At 60.4% G+C, this 20,192-nt stretch carries 15 protein-coding genes; 9 read left to right on the top strand and 6 right to left on the bottom strand.

Going from position 1 to position 20,192, the window contains the following annotated elements:
• The first annotated feature begins 192 nt into the window (after positions 1 to 192).
• A complete protein-coding gene (locus V4529_11950) occupies positions 193 to 1,539 on the top strand; it encodes an APC family permease (protein ID MES2359034.1) in 1,347 nt (448 codons plus the stop codon).
• A gap of 22 nt (positions 1,540 to 1,561) precedes the next feature.
• Here V4529_11950 and V4529_11945 read toward each other — a convergent pair whose 3' ends face one another.
• Together V4529_11945 and V4529_11940 are read right to left on the bottom strand one after the other, a co-directional pair.
• Positions 1,562 to 2,596 carry a bifunctional helix-turn-helix transcriptional regulator/GNAT family N-acetyltransferase gene (locus V4529_11945; protein ID MES2359033.1) on the bottom strand — a complete coding sequence of 345 codons (1,035 nt, stop codon included), beginning with the start codon at positions 2,594 to 2,596 and terminating at the stop codon, positions 1,562 to 1,564.
• 97 nt (positions 2,597 to 2,693) lie between these two features.
• Complete coding sequence (locus V4529_11940; GenBank protein MES2359032.1) at positions 2,694 to 4,112, bottom strand: MATE family efflux transporter; 1,419 nt, start codon at positions 4,110 to 4,112, stop codon at positions 2,694 to 2,696.
• 155 nt (positions 4,113 to 4,267) lie between these two features.
• Here V4529_11940 and V4529_11935 point away from each other — a divergent pair, with 155 nt between their 5' ends.
• Positions 4,268 to 5,614, top strand: coding sequence for an amino acid permease (locus V4529_11935; GenBank protein ID MES2359031.1), 1,347 nt, complete (start codon positions 4,268 to 4,270; stop codon positions 5,612 to 5,614).
• Here V4529_11935 and V4529_11930 read toward each other — a convergent pair.
• Positions 5,592 to 6,386 (bottom strand): family 16 glycoside hydrolase, encoded by a 795-nt coding sequence (locus V4529_11930; GenBank protein MES2359030.1) that lies wholly within the window; start codon positions 6,384 to 6,386, stop codon positions 5,592 to 5,594. The two genes, V4529_11935 and V4529_11930, sit on opposite strands and share 23 nt — an antisense overlap.
• A gap of 23 nt (positions 6,387 to 6,409) precedes the next feature.
• On the bottom strand, positions 6,410 to 7,948 hold the full coding sequence (locus tag V4529_11925; protein MES2359029.1) for a Gfo/Idh/MocA family oxidoreductase: 1,539 nt from the start codon (positions 7,946 to 7,948) through the stop codon (positions 6,410 to 6,412).
• Positions 7,949 to 8,147: 199 nt separating this feature from the next.
• Here V4529_11925 and V4529_11920 point away from each other — a divergent pair, with 199 nt between their 5' ends.
• From V4529_11920 to V4529_11900, 5 genes are all read left to right on the top strand, one after another.
• Complete coding sequence (locus tag V4529_11920; GenBank protein MES2359028.1) at positions 8,148 to 9,809, top strand: alpha/beta hydrolase-fold protein; 1,662 nt, start codon at positions 8,148 to 8,150, stop codon at positions 9,807 to 9,809.
• A gap of 132 nt (positions 9,810 to 9,941) precedes the next feature.
• Complete coding sequence (locus tag V4529_11915; protein ID MES2359027.1) at positions 9,942 to 10,397, top strand: carboxymuconolactone decarboxylase family protein; 456 nt, start codon at positions 9,942 to 9,944, stop codon at positions 10,395 to 10,397.
• Positions 10,398 to 10,498: 101 nt separating this feature from the next.
• Entirely contained in the window at positions 10,499 to 11,824 is a 1,326-nt protein-coding gene (locus V4529_11910; protein MES2359026.1) for an ATP-binding protein, read from the top strand.
• Positions 11,825 to 11,853: 29 nt separating this feature from the next.
• Positions 11,854 to 12,813 carry a hypothetical protein gene (locus V4529_11905; GenBank protein ID MES2359025.1) on the top strand — a complete coding sequence of 320 codons (960 nt, stop codon included), beginning with the start codon at positions 11,854 to 11,856 and terminating at the stop codon, positions 12,811 to 12,813.
• Positions 12,814 to 12,858: 45 nt separating this feature from the next.
• Positions 12,859 to 13,461 (top strand): hypothetical protein, encoded by a 603-nt coding sequence (locus tag V4529_11900; protein MES2359024.1) that lies wholly within the window; start codon positions 12,859 to 12,861, stop codon positions 13,459 to 13,461.
• A 132-nt stretch (positions 13,462 to 13,593) separates the two neighbouring features.
• Here the strand turns inward: V4529_11900 and V4529_11895 are convergent, their stop codons facing one another.
• Together V4529_11895 and V4529_11890 are read right to left on the bottom strand one after the other, a co-directional pair.
• Positions 13,594 to 13,929, bottom strand: coding sequence for a hypothetical protein (locus V4529_11895; protein MES2359023.1), 336 nt, complete (start codon positions 13,927 to 13,929; stop codon positions 13,594 to 13,596).
• Positions 13,930 to 14,040: 111 nt separating this feature from the next.
• Positions 14,041 to 19,254: an RHS repeat-associated core domain-containing protein gene (locus V4529_11890; GenBank protein ID MES2359022.1), complete on the bottom strand. Its 5,214-nt coding sequence runs from the start codon at positions 19,252 to 19,254 to the stop codon at positions 14,041 to 14,043.
• Positions 19,255 to 19,507: 253 nt separating this feature from the next.
• Between V4529_11890 and V4529_11885 the strand changes: the two genes are divergently transcribed.
• Together V4529_11885 and V4529_11880 are read left to right on the top strand one after the other, a co-directional pair.
• Positions 19,508 to 19,663 (top strand): hypothetical protein, encoded by a 156-nt coding sequence (locus V4529_11885; protein ID MES2359021.1) that lies wholly within the window; start codon positions 19,508 to 19,510, stop codon positions 19,661 to 19,663.
• Positions 19,664 to 19,696: 33 nt separating this feature from the next.
• Complete coding sequence (locus tag V4529_11880) at positions 19,697 to 20,128, top strand: hypothetical protein (GenBank protein ID MES2359020.1); 432 nt, start codon at positions 19,697 to 19,699, stop codon at positions 20,126 to 20,128.
• The last annotated feature ends 64 nt before the right edge of the window (positions 20,129 to 20,192 follow it).

Raw genomic sequence — 20,192 nt, 5'->3', positions numbered from 1 at the left:
TAGTGTGGGGCTTTGCCGACAGGCAAGGATGCGGGACTTTTTGAAATGACAGGCAAGGATGCATCCTTGCCCTACATTCGCGGACCATTGGTCTGCGAATGGGTGGTTGCCTGTCACCCAAATTAGCCCCAGCCTTTCATCCACCTACAGCCGACACCTGCCACGATGGATGCTACACGTACATCCCCGGCCATGAATCCCCGCTCCCCGGGTGATGATGGCCCTGCAAATACCGAACACGGCCTCGAGCGCGCGATCGGCGTGCGCGCGCTTGCGGCCACGGCGTTCAACGTCACCGTTGGCGGCGGAATATTCGTGCTTCCGGCGGTTGTTGCGGCCGCGATCGGGCCGTCGGCGCCGGTTGCTTACGTCGTCGTTGCGGCGGCGATGGGTCTCATCGTACTCTGTTTCGCGCAGGCCGGAAGCAGAGTGTCGCTCACGGGCGGGCCGTATGCGTACGTCGAGATCGCGCTCGGCAAGTATGTTGGATTTCTCGTCGGAACGTTGCTGTGGCTTGTGGGGACGACGGCCACAGCGGCGGTGGGAAGTGCGTTCATCGGATCGATCGCCGTATTCTGGGCACCGCTTGCGCAACCCGTACCGCGCGCGCTGATACTGGCGCTGGTGTTTCTGTTGTTCGGTGCGCTGAACATTCGCGGAACGAGACAGAGCACGCGGTTCCTGGAGCTGGTGACCATCGTGAAATTGCTGCCGCTCATAGTGTTCGTCGTGATCGGCGCCGCACTCGCACACGGCGGCGCGCCGGACGTGTTTGGCAATCTCGCGCCGGCGAAACTTGGCCGATCCGTGATCGTGCTGATCTTCGCGTTTGCCGGAATCGAATTCGCGCTGGTGCCGAGTGGCGAGGTGAAGGATCCTGCGCGGACAGTGCCGCGAGCGTTGTTCATGGCGATGACCGCGATAACGATTCTGTACGTGTCGATACAGTACGTCGCCCAGATGATACTCGGTCCGCAGCTTGCGCTGGAGCAGGCGGCCCCGCTGACCTCTGCCGCGCGCGCCGTGGCGGGAGCTGGCGGCGCGATATTCATCGGCGTGTGCGCGAGCATCTCGATGTTCGGCTACGTGAGCGGAATGATGCTTACGGCCCCGCGCGCGCTGTACGCGTTCGGGCGCGACGGAATTCTTCCGCCCATCTTTGCGCGCGTGCACCGGAAGTACGATACGCCGGCAGTCGCGATCGCAGTACAGTGCGCGATGACGTTCATCGTTGCGGTGACCGGTGGATTCGCCGAGCTTGCGATTCTGAGCAACATCGCCGTGCTGGTGCTGTATCTCTTCTGCTGCATCTCCGCATGGGAGCTGCGGCGAAGAAACGTTCAGGCGGGAGGAACGCCGTTCAGGATTCCGGGCGGAGCGGTGGTGCCTTTTCTCGCGGTTGCCGTGATCGTGTGGATCCTGAGCAATGCGACAGTCAGGGAGTTCTCCGTGATCGGTGGAGTTCTGGTGGTGGCGTCGGGATTGTTTCTGGTGGCACGTACGAGAACGGGATCTCGCGTAGCGCCGACAAATTCCTGAGAACGTCCGCGCGCCATCCGATCTACAGCTCGAGCTCCCATACCTGACTCACCAGATCATGGCCAAAGCTGTGATGCGGTGTCTCTTCGATCATCGTGTATCCCGCGGCGGCGTAGATGCGCAGTGCTGAAGCCAGAATGCTGTTCGTCCATAGTGTGATGGTGTGGTACCCAGCCTTTCGCGCGAATCGCGTGCACTCTTCCACGAGCCGTCGCCCGACGCCGAGTCCGCGCGCGGCCGGCTCGACCAGAAGCAGGCGCAACTTCGCGACGCCTGCACGCTCCGGATGCCGGACGAGGAACACGCTGCCCACGTTCTCGCCATCCCGCTCCGCTATCCAGCACGCCTCGCGCTCCGCATCGTGATGCTCGCCGTAATCCGCGACTATGCGCGCGACCAGACCTTCGAATTCCTCGTTCCAGCCGTACTCCTGTGAGTACACGGCACCATGTCGAGCGACCACCCAGCCGAGGTCGCCCGCACGCGGTGGCCTGACGATGAACGCGGGTGCTTCGACGGAGACGTCGCGCGTGGTATCGTGTGATCGATCCGGAAGCGAAGCCTGCACAGTTCGCAGCGCGTCGATCACCAGACGCTGTTTGTTGTCGCTCAGCGGTGCGAGCAACGTCGCGATATCGGCTCTCGCGCGCTTTTCGAGATCCGCGGCCACGCTGCGTCCCTCGGGCGTGAGCCGCAGATGGTGTTGCCTTGCATCGGTGGGCGATGGTGCGCGCCTCACGAGCCGGTTGCGCACGAGGTCGCGCAGGAGCCGGCTCAGGTAGCCGGCGTCGAGCCCCATCTCGCGCGCGACATCCGTCGCGGTCGGCGGATCCGGGCGATCGTCGTTCCAGTGCGCCAGCTCGTACATCAACCGCACCGCAGCGAGCGAGTACCGGCTGTGCAGATGGCCCTGCTCCAGCACGCCGATCTCTCGCGTGTAGAAGCGATTGAAGCGGCGCATCTCCTCGATCCGCGCTGGATCCACGGGCGATGCCGCCGGCGCTTGCTTCGGCGCGGTCTTGTCGACCCGCCCTGTCCCCTTTCGAGCCGTACTCATTCCCATGCCCCTCAGTGGGTGATAGTTGACAAAGTCAATCAATTAGTTGCCGTTGTCAAGTATCAACCTCGATGAGACAGAGCGCCCTCCAGGCAGCTCAGACCTTGCGCCGCTTCCACCGCCCGAGCCTGAACACGATCGCGCTGACGATCGTGAGCGCGGAGAACGAGATGGTGATCGCCAGGAACACGCCGTGCGGGCCCATGTTCAGCGTCTTCGCGAGTACGTACGCGAGCGGAATCTCGAATATCCAGAAGACCAGCAGATTCAGTACTGTCGGCGTCCACGTATCACCGGCGCCGTTGAACGCCTGAGTCAATACCATTCCGCCGGCGTACAACAGGAATCCGTATGACACCGTGCGGAGACAGTCGACTGCGTAGCTGGCAACCAGAGGATCACCAGTGAAGATGCCGACGATCGGCGTGGCTGCGATCACGAACAACAATCCGATAGTCGTGAGAAACAGCGTGTTGTACGCAGCGGCGCGCCACACGGCGCGCTCCGCACGCTCCGGATCGTTGGCACCCAGAGCCTGGCCTACCATCGTGGCGGCGGCGTTGCTCATTCCCCACGACGGGAGCAGCGCGAAGACAATCAATCGCACACCGATCGTGTAACCCGCCAGCGCGTCGCTGCCGTATGTCGAGACGATTCGCACCAGCCCAATCCAGCTCGCCATTCCGATGATCATCTGGAACGTGCCGGCCGCCGACAGCGTGATGAGCTTGCCCATCAGACGCGGCCTCACGCGCACGTCCTTGCGGGCCACCGCGATCTTTCCGCGGCCGCGCACGAGTCGCGACAGTGCGTACACGGCGCCGGTGCCGCGTCCGATCGTCGTCGCCACTGCGCCACCCGTCACGCCCAGCGCGGGAAAGGGACCCAGTCCAAAGATCAGACATGGTCCAAGCACGATGTTGATCGCATTCGCCAGCCAGAGAACCCGCATCGCTATCGCAGCGTCGCCGGCGCCGCGGAACACCGCGTTGGCGAGAAACAACAGCACGACACTCACGTCTCCGCCGAGCATTACGCGCGTGAAGTTCGATCCGATCGCGATGACCTGCGGCGACGCACCCATGAGACCGAGCAGCCGTGGCGCCAGTATCACGCCGGCGACGCCGAGCACGATGGCAATCACGAGGCCGACGATGACTCCCTGCACGGCAGCGTCTCTCGCCCCTTCCACATCGTGCTCGCCAATGCGGCGCGCGACCATCGCCGTGACTCCGATGGACAGTCCCATCGCCATTGCGTACAGAACGGTCAGCAGCGATTCGGTGAGCCCGACCGTGGCGACGGCGTCGGCGCCGAGCTTGCCGACGAAGAAGACATCGGTAACGGCGAAGACGCTCTCGAGCACCATCTCCAGCACCATCGGCACGGCGAGCAGGAGAATCGCGCGCGGGATGCTGCCCCTGGTGTAATCCTGGTGCGATCCACGCAGCGACTCGCGCACGGTTTCCCAGAAACCGTGCGTGCTCGGGACAATGACTTCGGTGCCGTCGGGCATCGCGCAAATTAATCGGGGCGACATTTCCGGTGAAGCACCGGTTGGGGGCCACCGTACGCTGCCTACCCCGCGCCGCTGTATCGCGATTCGTGCGCTGGATGTATGTTGGAGCCGCTGTACAGGCCCAAGGCGTTATTCCCCGACCCGGAGCTGGCATGGCGGACGTGAACGATGCACCACTGATCGCAGATACCGGACTGATCCGCGCTCTCGGTGTGCGTGCGCTTGGCGCCAACACGGTCAACAGCGTCATCGGATCGGGCATCTTCGTTCTGCCGGCGGTCGTCGCGGCGACGCTCGGCGCTTCCGCGATCATCGCTTATATAGTATGCGCGATCGCCGCCGGACTCATCGCGCTGAGCTTCGCGGAGGCGGGGAGCCGCGTGTCCGCGCCTGGAGGACTGTACGCATACATAGAGACCGCATTCGGGCCGTTCAGTGGATTTCTCTCGGGCGTGCTGTTCTGGTGCAGCCAGACGGTCGCGAGCGCGGCGGTCGCGATGGTGTTCGTCGGATCTCTTGCGGCGCTCCTGCCAGCACTCGCCGCACCAGTGCCGCACGCCGCATTGCTGATTGTGCTGTATGCCGCGCTCGCGGCGCTCAACATACGGGGCGTGCGTTCCGGAGTCAGCATCGTCGAGACACTGACGGCGGCCAAGTTGCTGCCGTTGATTCTTCTTGTGGTGGTCGGCGCATTCTTCGTACGACCCGTGAATCTGGAGTGGAGCTTCACTCCGACGTTCTCGCAGATCGGCTCTGCGTCGCTGCTGCTCATCTTCGCATTTCAGGGAGTCGAGAACGCGCTCACATCCAGCGGAGAGGTAATCAATCCATCGCGCACGGTTCCACGCGCAATTCTCCTCGGACTCGGCGCAGTCTCCGTGCTTTACATCGCGATTCAGCTGGTGGCGCAGGGAGTGCTCGGACCAGAGTTGGCGAGCAACCAGACCGCTCCGCTGGTGGGAGTCGCCACTCGTGCGTTCGGATCAGCCGGCGGAGCGTTGCTCGCCGTCGCGGCTGCCGTCTCAGCGTTCGGATATGTGAGCGGTGACATGCTCACCACGCCGCGAATTCTTTTCGCGTTCGGCAGGGATGGATTTCTCCCCGCACGCTTCGGCTCGGTGCACCCGCGTCATCACACACCCGTGGTCGCCATAATTGCGCACGCAGCCGCCTGCACCGCGTTCGCGCTCACCGGCACGTTCACGTCGCTGGTGGTGTTGTCGACAGTGTCGATGATGCTCATCTACCTTGCGACGTGTCTCGCGGCGATCCAGCTGCGACGACGCGATGTCCGCACTGACGGACCGCCGTTCGTGCTGCGCGGCGGTCCCGTCATTCCTCTGCTTGCGTGCGTCGTCGTGGTGTGGATGCTCTCCAGCGCATCGCGAATCGAATTCATCAGCGTCGGCGTGGCACTGGTGATTGCGACAGTGTTGTACGCAATCCGCCAGTACCTTGCCGGTCGACCCGTAGTCGCTACTTCAGCTCGCGAATCTTGATGTTGCGGAGCGACAGCACGCCGTCGTGATCTCCCTGAATTCCAATGTATCCGGTCCGCGCAAGTCCGTAGTTCGGCCATGCCGAGAACTTGCTCGCCTTGACCTTGGCTTTCCAGTCGGGGCTCTGCAGATCGTACTCCAGCAGCTTCTGGCCGTTCATCCAGTGCTGCACATGATTACCCTTCACGACGATAAGACTCGAATTCCACTGGTTCGCCGGCTTCACGACACCTGCCGGCGACGGATATACAGCATACGCAGATCCAGCAGCCGTCAAACGATTCTTTCCGTCGGGATGACCTGCATCGTCGAGTAGCTGGTATTCGGGTCCGCTCCAGTACATGTGATCGTACTCTTCGGTCACACGGTACATCACTCCCGAGTTTCCGCCCGGTCCGAGCTTCCAGTCGAATGCAAGCTCGAAGTCACCGAACTTGTCGCGCGTCAAAAGATCGCCCACACTGCCTGACTTTGTGAGCGTGCCGTCGACGATGTGCCAGCCGGCGGGAACGCTGTCGGCCTTGTATCCGCGGAATGCAGCGAGCGACGTTCCGTCGAACAACGTGTGCCATCCGGCGGAGTCGAGTGGTGCAGCCATGCCTCCAGCTCCTGCACTGTGCATGCCCGTGTCGGTTGCCGTTGCAACCGCTCCGGTCGAACCGGCGGGTGCACTCGCCTGGTTGGAAGTCTTCGCGCATCCCGTGAGCAGCAGCGCCGTTGCAACTGACGTTGCAAGCAGCGTTGCGGAGCGCGTCAATGCCTTTTCGTACATCGTGTCCCCTTGATTGTTGGAATTTAGACCGACCAGCCGTCGCGATACTCGCGCCGCAAATACTGATTCGCTTCCGGTATGTTGGTGACCAGCATCTGTTCTCCATCGTACAGCAACTTCCGCCCCTGACCCGTGCGCAGCGCGACGATGCCGAGCAGCATCGTCTCGGTGAGACGCGCACTGTATTCGAACGGCGAGCTCGCCGTCGCCTGTCCCATGCAGGCCTTTGCCCAGTTCACTTCGTGACCCCACGGAATGCGCTCGTAAGTCTTGGGTACGAGTGCTGCATCTGCCATGAGCGACACGGGATACAGGCGCGGATTCTGTCCGTACGTATCGTTCATGAGAATCCCGCGCTCGCCGACGAATATTACTCCGTTCGACTTGAGTGGCACATCATCGGGCAGTGCATCCGGCCGCGGCGGATACAGACCTCCGTCGTACCAGCTCAACTTGACCGGCGGCTGCGCGCCGCGCGCCGCGAACTGGTAGTGCACGTTCGTCGCCAGCGGATACGAGACCTGACGCATCCTCGGACGACTGCTTGCCGTCAATCGCGCAGGCTCGGATTGCTCCGTCACGCCCCACGGCGTGGACGTCGCTTCGATGCTCGTCGGATACGTCAGGCCGAGCGCCCAGTAGGGTTGATCGATCAGGTGCGCACCCATGTCGCCGAGTGCGCCGACGCCGTAGTCCAGCCAACCGCGCCAGTTGAACGGGTGGTAGATCGGGTGATACGGAATGTCTTCGGGGATGCCGCCGAGGTAGAGATTCCAGTGAAGACCATCCGGTACCGGGTACGATCCCATCGCGTATGCGACAGCGTCATCTAGACGACGCTGGCCCCACTCGGTGCCGAATCCGTCGTCGGGATATTCCACGGGCGGTTTGGATTTGGACGGCCGCGGGATCGCCTGCGGCCAGTATCCCTTTGGTCTGTTGGTCCAGACGTGAACTTCGCGCACATCACCGATGATTCCAGCCTGAATCCACTCGTTGATGAGTCGTGCGCCCTCGCCGGAGTGGCCCTGGTTGCCCATCTGCGTCACGAGCTTTGGATTTGCAATTGCGAGCTCGCGCAACACGCGTGATTCGTGCACCGATGCGGTCAACGGCTTCTGCACGTACACGTGCTTGCCGGCCTGCATCGCTGCCTTCGCGATAACTGCGTGCTGGTGATCCGGTGTCGCCACCACGACTCCATCTATGTCGTGCTGCTTCGCGAGCATCTCGCGGAAGTCGGCGTAGCGCACGGCCTTTTTTATCTGCGCCTCGAGTCGCAAGCGCGCTGGCGTTCCCTTGCCATCGGGATCGCTCAACTTCTTGAGGATCATCCTGTCCGCATCAACATCACAGATCGCGACGATGTTGCAGACTTCCGCGAGCGCCTCGGCGTTCACCGAACCCTGGCCCCCGAAACCGACTATCGCGACGTTGAGGGTGTTGCCTGGAGTTCGCCGCCGCGTTTCGGCGGCCATGTAGTGCGGGGCAACCATCGCGCCGAGTGCGAGCTTGCCGGTTCCAGCGAGAAAGTCTCGCCTGGTGACGTCATGATCTGTCATTGGATGATCGGAATGCGGGTTCGTGAGTCCTGGGGACCGCCCGAAAATGGCAGACCGAGCGATGTTTCGGAATGGGTCGGTTCGCGTCCCCGGTTCGTTCACCGTACGTGCACGCGGCAATATTTGCCCGGAGTCCGTCCCCACTCCGTCCCCACTCCGTCCCCACTCCGTCCCGCCTCCGGCCCCTGTAGATTCGCGCATGCGCTCAAACACACACCTATTGGCTGGACGCGCGCTCGCCTGCTCCGCGCTGGCCACCATTCTGGTTTCACTTCCCCTGAACGGTCAGGCGCCTGCCGTATCCGGACCGCTCTTCGAGATCTCATTCAGCGGCCAGGCCCATTCGGGCCCGGTCACGGGCCGGGTTTACGTCGCGATCAGCCGGCTTGCCGATACGGCGGGGACGCCGATCGCGCGGACAGGAGAGACCGGCGATCCGCTGTTCGGCGTCAACGTCGAGAATCTCGCGCCGGGCCAGACTGCGATCATCGATGCATCCACGTTCGGTCATCCGGTTCGGAGTCTGCGTGACATTCCAGCCGGCAGATATCGCGTCGAGCCGTTCGTGAACGTCTACACGAAATTCGCGCGCGCCGATGGGCATACCGTGTGGATGCACATGGATCAGTGGGAAGGCCAGAACTGGAAGCGGTCGCCTGGCAACATCTATGGCGATCCAGTCGTGATCACGTACGATCCGCGATCGACAAAGCCGATCAAGCTCGTCGCGGACAGGGTCATTCCACCTGTTACGGTGCCTGCAGACAACGAATACGTGAAGCGCATCAGGATACAGAGCGCGATTCTCAGCAAGTGGTGGGGCCATCCGATCTATTTCGGCGCGACCGTGCTGCTGCCAAAGGACTACGACAAGCATCCCGGTGTGAAGTATCCAATTGTGTACGATGAAGGACACTTCTCGCTCCGCGCGCCGGGCGGATTCGGGAGCACTTCAGGAGCCGGCGCAAAATTCACGAGCTACTGGCTCGCTGACGGAACGCCGCGCGTGATTCTCGTCACGCTGCAACATCCGTCGCCTTACTATGATGATTCGTATGGTGTGAACTCCGCCAACAACGGCCCGTACGGCGACGCGATAATGAAGGAGCTGATTCCCGCGGTCGAGACGAGGTTCCGCGTGGAGCGTGAGCCGTGGGCGCGACTGCTCACCGGCGGCTCGACTGGCGGATGGATTGCGCTCGCACATCAGGTGATGTATCCGGATTTCTACGGAGGTACGTGGGCACTCTGTCCCGACGGCGTGGACTTTCGCTACTTCCAGATCGTTGACATCTACGCTGACACCAATGCGTACTGGCTGAATGCGGGAAGCTGGACCAGGCTCGAGCGTCCCGATTCACGCAAGCCCGACGGCAACATCACGGCGATGATGAAGGACGAGAACTGGTTCGAGCTTTCGGTGGGAGATCACGCGCGATCGGGTGGTCAGTGGGACATCTGGCAGGCGACGTACGGACCGGTCGGTACCGATGGATACCCCGTGCCGATCTGGGACAAGAAGACGGGTGTCATCGACAGGAAGGTCGCAGAGTACTGGAAGCAGCATTACGATCTGCGCAACATTCTGGAAACGAACTGGAGCACGCTTGGTCCCAAGGTAGCGAACAAGATCAACGTCTACGTCGGCGACGCCGACACGTACTTCCTGAACATGGGCGTGCACAAGCTGGACGAGTTTCTGAAGCAGGCCAGGAATCCGACGCCGACGGGCGAGGTTGTGTTCCAGCCCATGGCGCGGCACTGCTGGGGACCTCCGCTGCCGGATCTCATCACGAAGATGACCGCGCACATGGACAAGTACGCGCCCGCCGGTTCGGATCTCCGGAGCTGGCGCTATTGATTGCGCGCGTGACGCGCATGAGCGGTAGCGTCACCAGATAGTTGTTATTCTTCTGTAGGGCGCAGATGTATCCGCGCCTGTCGCGTTACGTGTGAAAGCGTTACCACAGTTCAACCGATGGAAGGAGATTACATGCAGCCCAGATTCAACGTTACGGCAGATCCTGGTGCTTACCGCGCCATGTCCGAGCTGGAGAAGTACGTTCATCAGACCAGCCTGGAAGTGCCGTTGATCCATATCGTCAAGCTTTACGCATCGATAATCAATCACTGTGCATATTGCATCGACATGCACTGGAAGGATCTTCGTGCACTTGGTGAGACGGAGCAGCGTCTGTACGGACTTCCTGCGTGGCGGGAGGCGCCGTACTACACGGATCGCGAGCGCGCTGCATTCATATGGACCGAGGCAGTTACGGTAGTGACCGACGGTTTCATATCGGACGAAGCCTACGATGCCGTAAAGGCGCACTTCTCGGAGAAGGAGATCGTGGAGTTGACCATGGTGCTCGTAGCGATCAATGGATGGAACCGGCTCAGCGTCGCCGCGCGCGCAACTGCCGGCACGTACCAGCCCAAGAAGCAGTAGCCGCACGAATGGTGACGGTAGAACCGGATGCAGGGGGTTGATCGGGCGGTAATTCCCAGTTTGCCCTTCTCATAAGTACAAATATCCCTTATTTTGTACTTATGAGAAGGGCAATATCCAACGAACTGCTCTCGCTGAAACTGGCGGAGTCACTCGCTGCGCCGACTCCTGTGCGCACCGCCCGTGACATTCGACTTCCGAACGTTCCCAACAAGGCGTTTGCGGTCATCGGCGTTCGGCGCGGCGGCAAGACGTCGTTCCTGTACCACTACATGGCGGGGCGTCTTGCCGCGGGTGATGAGCCTGGCACGCATCTCCTCGTGTCGCTGGAAGACGAGCGGCTCGTGGGAATGACTGCAGCCGACCTGGGGTGGCTGCTCGACGAACACCGGCGTATCGTGCCAGCTGTTGGACGACAGGGAAGACGAACGGTTTATCTCGATGAGATACAGGTCGTGTCGGGTTGGGAGATGCTCGTTCGGCGCCTTCTCGATACCCACGACACGCAAGTCTTTGTCTCCGGCTCCTCTGCGAAGCTCCTCAGCAGTGAAGTTCATACTTCATTGCGTGGCCGCTCGATGGAAGTGCTGGTGCATCCATTCTCGTTCCGGGAGGCGCTACGCCATGCCGGCGAGGAGCCAGCGGTAGAATGGGCACGTCTCGATCCCAATGATCGCGCCACCGTTGACAGTGCGCTTCGGCGCTACCTGGAGGTCGGAGGCTTTCCGGAAGCCCAACAGGCCGAATACCGGGATAGAATGGGTCTTCTAAAGGGATATGTGGATCTCATGATCCTGCGTGACGTGATCGACAGGTATCACGTTTCCCAACCGGAAGCGCTTCGGCGAATCCAGCGCCACCTCCTGACGAATCCCGGCGCGGCATTCAGTGTCTCCAAATTTCACCGCGATCTCAAATCCCAGGGATTACATGTGGGCGAGGAGACGCTGTACAATCTTCTGAGTCATGTCGAGGACGCCTTCCTCGTTCGTCTGGTTCACATGCACAGTGCATCCGAACGGCAGCGCATGCGCAATCCGCGGAAGGTGTACCCAATCGATCCCGGGCTGATTCCAGTGTATCAGCAGACGGGTCGTGAAAACGCGGGCAGGAGTCTCGAGACGACGATTCTCCTGGAGCTCGAGCGTCGCGGATATGACACGGGCTGGGTCCGTGTCGGGCCCGATTACGAGGTGGATTTCCACGCTGCGCGAAGGGGCACTGCACCCTTGCTTATCCAGGTGAGCCTCGACACTGCGGCCGATGCAACCTGGGAGCGGGAGATAAGAGCTCTCGCGGCAGCGGCGGCTGAATTCCCCCGAGCGCGTCCGTTGCTCATCACCCTGGACTCTACACCGCCCCTCCGCCCTATGCCATCACGACTCGAGTGGTACTCGGCGTCGCAGTGGTTGCTCGGAGCTGACTGATACCAGTCGCAGAAGCAGTAACTTCACGCATGGCGATACGCGTCATGAAGCTATCGATAGTCCTGGGCTGCGTCATCGCGCTGTCGCCACCGATTGATATCGCAGCTGCGCAGACTCCCGTCGCGCCTGTCTTCATGGATACGATACCCGCGCGCGACACTGCTCCGAATCATCCCGTGCTTCACGAGTGTGATGCCGCCAGGCCGGAATGGATATTCTGCGACGACTTCGAGACCGACAGGCTCGGCCGCTACTTCGAGTACACCCATCCGGACTCCAGCTTCGAGCGCACCGACAGTGTGGGAGTGCTGGGTTCGTTCGGGATGCGCGTGCGTTTCAGGAAGGGCCAGGTCGATGCCGGATCGCTCAAGCTCGCACTCGGCAAGACTCCGGTGCCGTACATGCATCCGGTGGATAGTGGTGCGACAGTGTATCGCGAGCTGTACTGGCGCGTGTATCTGCGCAACGATTCCACGTGGACCGGTGGTGGTGGTGACAAGTTATCGCGCGCGCAGGTTCTCACCTCGCAAACGTGGGCGCAGGCCGCGGGCGCGCCGGTTTGGTCCGGCAGTGGTGCAACATCCGATTATCTCGTCATGGATCCGTATTCGGGGACCGATGCTTCCGGAGTCGTGCGCGCAACAACGTACAACGACTTCTCGCGTCTCCGCTGGCTCGGCGCGATACGCAGTGCGACGCCGATCTTCGCGCCGTCGCGGGTGGGCAAGTGGTATTGCATAGAGGCGCACGCACGGCTCAACGATCCAGGGAAGAACAACGGTGTGTTCGAGCTGTGGGTGGACGACTTTATCGAGGCACGCGAGGGGAACATCGACTGGCTCGGTAGTTTCACCGACTACGGATTCAACGCAGTCTTCTTCGAGAATTACTGGAACGCAGGATCGCCAGCCGAGCAGAGCCGCTACATGGACAACATCGTCGTGAGCACGAAGCGCATTGGATGCGGAAGATTGATCGCGGCGAATTGACGGCGTGGCTGCCTGGTCATCGATCCGTCTCTCATCACGCCTGCGATGGCCGAGACGATCGTCGTCACCCTGTCCAAATTCCCGCGCCCGGTCGTCGTCTCGTGCGCCATCACCCCGGTTGCGATGGACAGCGCGGTGATTCTGGCCGAGCGCATTCAGGCGCGATTCATCTTCCGCGGAGTGCCAGCCGAGCACTCGCTGCTGGAGCGGGCGTTGTTGCTGGCACCGGCCGTGAAGCTGAGTGCGGCGGTGCTATCAGGGATCGATGCACAGATGGCCCGGCTTCCGTCGGTCATCCGGGACAGGCTCAGGGATGTATTACTGACGGGGGATGGCGCTCATTCACTCGACGCACTGACCGCGATGACGGCGCACACACGCCGCAGCCTCGAGAGGAATCTCGCCGATGCGGGCTTCGTGTCGGGGACGCGACTGCTGGACGCAGTGCGGATCGTGGCTGGCTATAGAGCGATTACGAGGTCGACGGTGCCGCTCGAGAGGATCGCGCGCATGCTCGGTTGTACGGTGCGGACGATGGATGCGCAGTTCGTGCTAATGGTTGGTGTTACGTGTAGTGGGTTACGGGCGGAGCCGACGGGGGTTGAGGAAGTGGCGAGGCGGATTGTGCGACGATTGACGGAGGGGTAGTGCTCTGTTCCCCATTTCGTGAGACAGCTTCAGGAACTCCAAGCAGGGACGATCTCTGCTGGAGCACTCAGATAACCGAGCCTCCGATAAACCTGGGGCGATTCACTTCGCATCGTTTTTTAATGCAATTCGTCAGTCACTGGGGACTCCCATCACGTTCACAATTAGCTTCATCTGATCTGTTACGCCCTCCATCTTGGCAACATCGTACTCCAAGAATGCGGCGATGCGGTCACATGCGTTCTTCGACACGAGCATTACCAGATGGAGGTGAAAATGGGATAAATGCACCAAGAAATTTGCTCTTTCAGCAACAGACTGATTGTGTAGTCGTTCATAGCCCCCGGTAGTCTGAGCACTTTTGGTCGCACCACTTGTCACCATGACATTCACCTGCGAAGCGGGAGGTGGGCGCCAGTCGTCTTGTTCCGCCACATAATTCCCGTCCTCGTCGATATCGTCTGACATCATCGCAAACCAACGCTCTGCAGTCCGCGCAGCCGCGTCTCGCGGAAGAAGGAGAGTGAACGCAGTTGCGAGCTCGGACTCAGTAAACAGCGGCCGTAGTGACATGTATGGTTATGGTTGGATGGATGACCAGAAGCTCCCCCAAGCGGTACCTATTTGAACAAAACCACCAGCAAAACCCTTTCGGCCAGTTCCTACACGAATCAATGAGCTAAGCACCGGGATGCGTCGCGCCCATATTAAATGATCATTTGGATCTGTGGATCCGTCATAAGCCCAAGTTAAGACATCGTAGGTTGCCTTTATGCCGCTTGATGTCTTCTTACCGCCGCCATCGCGTTGTAACACGGCGTCCTCCAGATTGAAGAAGTGTAGCTTGCCGTCTTGATCTGTGTAGTTCAACCTGAAGCTAGATCGCTCGACTATTCCTGGAGCAACCCAATTCGGCTTGCCATAATAGTTCGCGTCGGACGTGACGGCGGCGACCTCATCCACTGCCGATGGCTGTGAGGCCCAGTTTCCCAACGTGGTCCAGTCTCCCGCACTGAAGCTTACACCGCCCGCGTAGCTCACACCACCGCCGCCATTTGCGCTCAGGTTTCCAAACCCCTGCGTCGCAGCGCCGCCCGATAAGGAACCTGGAAATTCCAACGCGTTACCACAGCTCTCAGCATTGATGCTGCACACGGATCCATCCTGATCCGTAGCCAAGGCACCACTCGGATCGTGCCCATTGATCGGATCGTTATTGGCAAAGACATAGGGGTTGATCCCTGCCGAGAGCCCCAACGGATCTTCGCTGATGAACCGGCCTTGCACAGGATCGTACCAGCGCGCTCTCACCTCTGAGAGCCAGAGATGCGAATCGATCGGCAGTCCCTTCCACGCGAGACGGTTGGTCTGGTCGCCCGTCACAGTTGCATCGCCCCAGTCGTCGTAGGAGATCGTCTGTGCCACGTGCGTCGAGTCGTACACCGTGCCCGTGACGTTCCCGAAGTCGTCCAGCACGAAGTACTGAACTCCGGTCACCGCTGTAGCTCCGGTCAGGAGTGCATAGGGATGATCGGTGCCCGCGTCGTAGACGTACTCACCCTCTCTATTGCCCAGCGAGTCGAGGTCCGCCAGCACGTTGCCTCCATCGTACAGCGTCACTCGTGCGATGTGGTTATCGCTCCCCTTCCGAATCACCACCGGCTGGCCCAGAGCGTCGTAAGCCAGGTTCTCCATCCCTATCCAGTTGGAGCCCGAGAGGAGCCTGTTGTCAGAGCTCCAGGTATAGACCCAAGTCGCGTTGTCTACCGGCAGGGCCCGCGTTATGACGTTGCCATCGGCATCGTACGTGTAGTCCTGATGCATCCCTGAAAAGGTGACCGCTCTCATCTGATCGCCAACGCCCAGCGTATCTCCCGGATCGGCCCTGTTCCCAGCAGCGTCGTAGCTGTACAGCTGGGGAGCGGCCACGCTATCGATCGGGCAGTTCACCATGCCATAGTTGACATCGTATCTGTCACGATTCTGGCTGCAGGCCCAAGAGTAAGCGCTCGCATCGGTCGCACCCGCGTAACGGCCCAGCGCATCGTAGGCAAAGATGCGATTGGTTACGACAGTATCGGTACCAGTTTGCGTTCGGCTGTCTGCCCGTATTCTTCCGGCCGAATCTACGCGGTATGCGGCAGACAGGTACCCCGAGATGCCCGGGTTGTAGTTCTGTGTCACATGCGAACCGGTGCTGAGGTACAGCCCGCTTCCACTGCCGCCAGTGGGCCATGCGGTTGAGACGCGTCTGCCCGGAGCATCATAGATGAAGTTGCCATGCCCGATATTGAGTCCCAGATCGATCGACTTGAGCGTGCCGCTCGTGGAATCGCGCACGTATCGGCGGGTGACGAACTGCGCTGGCGCTCCATCGCTCGAAATCGTGGTCGAGTCGGTGCCTCCCGCATCAGCGCTGTGATAATGCACGACCGTATACGTGTGACGCGTCACGCCCGGTGCCCATATTGTCGTCTGCACGGTATCGAGAAGCGCCAATGGCACCGACACCGTGCGCACCGAATCTGTGGCATTGGCGGCTGTTTGAACCAATCCGTTGGCTGAATAAGTCGAGTTATCTGTGCTTGTCTCATTATTGCCACCGGTCTTGCTCAGCACTCGGCCCAGCGGATCGTATTTCAGGTCTATCCGTTGCCCACGCCTGTTGGTAGTGCTTGTGGGTCGGCTGTCCAAGTCGTACCTGGCCGTGGTTGCAAGGGTCGATGAAGCATAACCGAAGTGCCGTGTAATTCTTCCCAAAGCATCGTATTCCGTGGAATCGATATGGCTCAACTGATCCCGTACTGAAACGGGGAGTATCGCGTCGTACTTGATCATGACCGGGTTCGCGCCGACGCTGTCGTACGAGGCCGTCACGCGGTTGAGAGAGTCGTACACCACGCGCGTCCTGGGAAATTGCGGCGCCTTGGTCGAAGTGTCGCGACCATAGGAGTCGAAATACGACTGTGTCATCCGGTTACCCGGATCTGTCTCGGTCGAGAGATTTCCGAAGTTTGAATCGTATTGATAGGTCACTAGTCCTGTGTCAGCACGAAACATGGTCGCCACGTTCTTTGTCACCGGATCGTACGTGAACTCGGTCGTGTCTCCAGCTACCGTACCGTAATGTGTCCTGAGTACACGGCCCAAACTGTCGAGAGTGTTGCTAACGCTTACGACTCCGCTACCGGAAACGCCCTGCAACTGGCTTCTCGCACCATAAATATACGACGCCATTTGCTGGCCAGCTGCGCGCTGGGTGAGTAACAATCCGTTGCTCAGGTTATATGTCGCCGAGTCTGCGCTTCCGTCGGGGTACGTGACTACGGTTGGCAGAAAGCCCTGTCGCGTGATCGTCGTAACGTTGCCGAGCGCGTCGACGGTCTTGAGCGGCTCGCCCCATCGATCGGGATATATCGTTGATACGTAGCCCTTTGGATCTGTAACGCGAGCGGCGATTGTATCAGCATCAAGTAACGGAGCAGGGTTACTTGCCGTAGCAACGGTCGGTACACCCACAGCCTGCCAAGCTGCGATATTGGTGGTCGGCGTACCCGTCGTAGTTGACCCGCCTCCGGCGTCGATTGGTACCAGGGGACTTACGATCCGTGACAGCTTCCACGTCAGGTCATAGTCGTACGTCGTCGTGTTGCCGCGCCGGTCGGTGATCGTACTGAGCCGACCCGATCCGTCATAGCCGTAACTATCGTATCCGCCATCCGGGTCGGTAACGCGCGTCAGATGTCCAGTGGTCGGATCGACCGTCACGCTGGTTGTGCGCCCGCCAGTACCGCCTGTCTCTGTGATTGACTGAAGGTGGTGATTGGCATCGTATGACAACACGAGATACGGTGCCGATGCCGAGCTGCCACTCGATCGCATTGGCTCGATGATGCTCGTGACCTGCAAACTGTCCAGACCACCATAGTTGAACGTCGTCTTTCTTCCCAGCCTATCGATCGCAGCCAGCATGCGACCACCGCCGTCAAACAGCACCTTGCTGCTATCCTGGTACGTCCTGATCCAGGTTGCGACGCTGTCGAAGTGGAGGGTGCTGAAGTCTGCCGCCATAGCGCCATTACTAGCGAAGTATGTTGCCGACCCGTCCCCGTTTTCTATCATGTAGCCACCGCTGGGTGAGCCTGAGCCTTCCGGAGTCGGCCAGAAGTGCTGCAGACCGGCAATGGTCCAACCCTTGGCAATCGGTGAAGATTGCGTGTTGAGTGTCGAGTTGACAATCATGAGCTGCGTCTTCACTGGTGTGACATCGCTCATGCCGTTGGCGTAATGAGCCGTCACAACCAGTGTCACGGAGTCGATTCCCGTCCCATAGCTGGACATGTCGAGCTGGCCAGCCAGTCGATAGGTCGTGGCAGGACTGCTCGTGCCGGCGAATGTAAGTACCGAATCTCCGTTGGTGAAGAGGAGGTGGGCACCGAGCCGCTTCACCTCCAGCGTGTAGTTCTGGATGTTGGCTGGAGCCGAAGGTACGGAAACGTCGGCGTAGATGAATGGCCTCGGGAAGGCGCGGTCTCCGTTATAGGCAAGCGTCACGCTCCGCGGAGTGTTCAGCGTGTAGTACGGAACCGTACTCCGGCTCGCAGTCATTGCGAAGCACGACGCCGCACACAGGCTCATGTCCTGATCGTCGTTGTTCATGAATGCCGTCGACACGTGAACGGCGTTCGGCGAATGAACGCTCACGGCAACGGCTGCGGAGTCGGCATATGTTCCGCCGTCATTTGCCACTACGTGAAGCGTGACGGCGCCAGAGGAATAGTCCGTGCCGCCGCCGGTAAACCGTACTGTCACAGTTTTCTGCTGTGACGGCAGGAGCGATATCGGCGTCGATGGCTGCTGGCAAGCTGTAGCCGCAGTGCCATCGCACGAGGCGGATACGGAATATGACATCGAATCCAGCCCGATGTTCTTGACCGTGAACGTCGCTGTATCGAGGACGCCTGAGGCAACTGTATCGGCGGAGCCAACAGTGGCGATCTGCACCATGTAGCTCTTGATCCGGACCAGTATGGAATCCGTAGCGGTGCCAGCAAGGTTGCTGACTGTTGCCACGACCGAGCCTGTGGCATTGGGAGCGCCTGAGGTCGTATATGAAGCTGAAAGGCTCGTATCTCCCTTGGCGCCGACACCAATTGATCCGGAGCTCGGCGTGCACGACGCCGCGTTGTAGCAAGCAATGTTCCACGAGTAGTTCTCAGCCACGGCGTTCGGATTGTGAATCATGAACGAGTGCGTCTCGGACGCACCGTTGAATTCCACGACAGACGGTGTCGTCGTGGTGATCGACGCTGGAAGCTGGGTTATCGCAATCGTCGCCGGACCGGAGGTACTATCAGTGCCTTCGGTAGCGACTAGAGTCATCGTGGACGATGTCCCGGCGTCGCCGGCGTTGAAACGCACCTGGACCGTGACACTCGCTCCAGCTGCAACCGTGTCGGGGGCCGGCGTGACGACCGCACAGCTTGCCGGAATCGCAGCCTCGCCAACATCATCCACGCACGAGACAGTGTAGCTGTAAGTGGCGCGGGAGCTTCCGTTGTTCGTCACCGTGAACGACTGAATCAGGCCAACGCCGCCCTCATTGAATCCTCCCGGCGGTATGCCTTGAGCCGTGACCGACGGTGCGACCCAGGGATAGTATGTGAGCGTCTTGATGCCGGTGTTAGTCCAGGTACTGTAGGATGCGGTAAGGGAGACCGTATCAGTCGGAGCAGACGTTGAAGCCTCCCATCGAACTGGAACCAACGCTTCTTCCTGAGGCAGAAGATCCACGTGACTCTGCATGGAATTAGCCAGGGCGCAGGTCGGTATACTCGGACTGCAGTACGGCGTGACTGTATAATTTGCTTCAGTGTTACCTTGGTTTCTGACGGTAAACGTGTCGACTACCAACTGTCCGATTACGAGCGGTCCAGATGCGCTCAACGGCACCACCCCGGGCGTGTAATCAGGAGCGGGAGGCACCGTTACCGAGAAGGTATACTGACCGGTGTACGGATTATTCCAGTCATCGGTGTAGAGCGCCGTGAGCTTGACCGTCCCCGCACCACCCGCTGTGCCACTGCTGGCAGTTGCCACCACGCTCGCAGTCGCTGGATTCCCGGGCGAGATACCAACCGAGCCCGGGCTCGGCGTCGTGCTACAGCTCAAGTCGCCAGTACATGTCGCAGTGAGCCCGTAGGTAACGGTGCTCGTATTGTTTCCATTGGCAGTGATGTTGAAGCCATACGTAGCACTTCCACCTGGTTCTGGCGGTGTTGGCGCTCCCTGTCCTGCTACGCCAACGTCTTCCGACATCGGCACGATCGTACCACTTGCGCTGCTCGTCTCCGTGTACGGGGACGTGGCAGTCAGCGTCGCCGTTGCATTTCCGCTGCTCGCGGGGTTTGTCGTGAAACGGACCTCAGCCGTGATAGTTCCGTTGGGTGCCACCGATCCTGTGGGAGAGGCCACGGAGCACGTATCCGCGACGACGTTGCTACAGATTGCGGTGAGATTGTATGTGGCCGCGGTATTGCCAGTGTTCTTGATCGTGAAGTATGGGAAGCCCGTGCTCACGTTCTGCTGCGTCCACTCGGTCGGCTGGGTTGTGGTGACCGATGGCTGCGCACTCGGCAGCGTCACCGTAACGGAGCCGTCGACATAGTTGGCAGAGTGAACTTGCCCCGATTTGATGGACGCCTCAATAAGCCTGATATTCAGGCAGGAGG

The organism is Gemmatimonadota bacterium (assembly GCA_040388625.1).
Classification (GTDB): domain Bacteria; phylum Gemmatimonadota; class Gemmatimonadetes; order Gemmatimonadales; family Gemmatimonadaceae; genus Fen-1247.
Note: the sequence above shows the minus strand (reverse complement) of the source record. Positions and strands in the feature narration are given on the sequence as shown.

Coding starts and splice junctions, on each gene's coding strand:
- V4529_11935 (MES2359031.1), top strand. CDS start 4,268: ATGGCGGACGTGAACGATGCACCACTGATCGCAGATACCGGACTGATC.
- V4529_11930 (MES2359030.1), bottom strand. CDS start 6,386: ATGTACGAAAAGGCATTGACGCGCTCCGCAACGCTGCTTGCAACGTCA.
- V4529_11900 (MES2359024.1), top strand. CDS start 12,859: ATGGCCGAGACGATCGTCGTCACCCTGTCCAAATTCCCGCGCCCGGTC.
- V4529_11945 (MES2359033.1), bottom strand. CDS start 2,596: ATGAGTACGGCTCGAAAGGGGACAGGGCGGGTCGACAAGACCGCGCCG.
- V4529_11915 (MES2359027.1), top strand. CDS start 9,942: ATGCAGCCCAGATTCAACGTTACGGCAGATCCTGGTGCTTACCGCGCC.
- V4529_11905 (MES2359025.1), top strand. CDS start 11,854: ATGGCGATACGCGTCATGAAGCTATCGATAGTCCTGGGCTGCGTCATC.
- V4529_11950 (MES2359034.1), top strand. CDS start 193: ATGAATCCCCGCTCCCCGGGTGATGATGGCCCTGCAAATACCGAACAC.
- V4529_11910 (MES2359026.1), top strand. CDS start 10,499: ATGAGAAGGGCAATATCCAACGAACTGCTCTCGCTGAAACTGGCGGAG.
- V4529_11925 (MES2359029.1), bottom strand. CDS start 7,948: ATGACAGATCATGACGTCACCAGGCGAGACTTTCTCGCTGGAACCGGC.
- V4529_11895 (MES2359023.1), bottom strand. CDS start 13,929: ATGTCAGACGATATCGACGAGGACGGGAATTATGTGGCGGAACAAGAC.
- V4529_11940 (MES2359032.1), bottom strand. CDS start 4,112: ATGCCCGACGGCACCGAAGTCATTGTCCCGAGCACGCACGGTTTCTGG.
- V4529_11920 (MES2359028.1), top strand. CDS start 8,148: ATGCGCTCAAACACACACCTATTGGCTGGACGCGCGCTCGCCTGCTCC.
- V4529_11880 (MES2359020.1), top strand. CDS start 19,697: ATGTTGAAGCCATACGTAGCACTTCCACCTGGTTCTGGCGGTGTTGGC.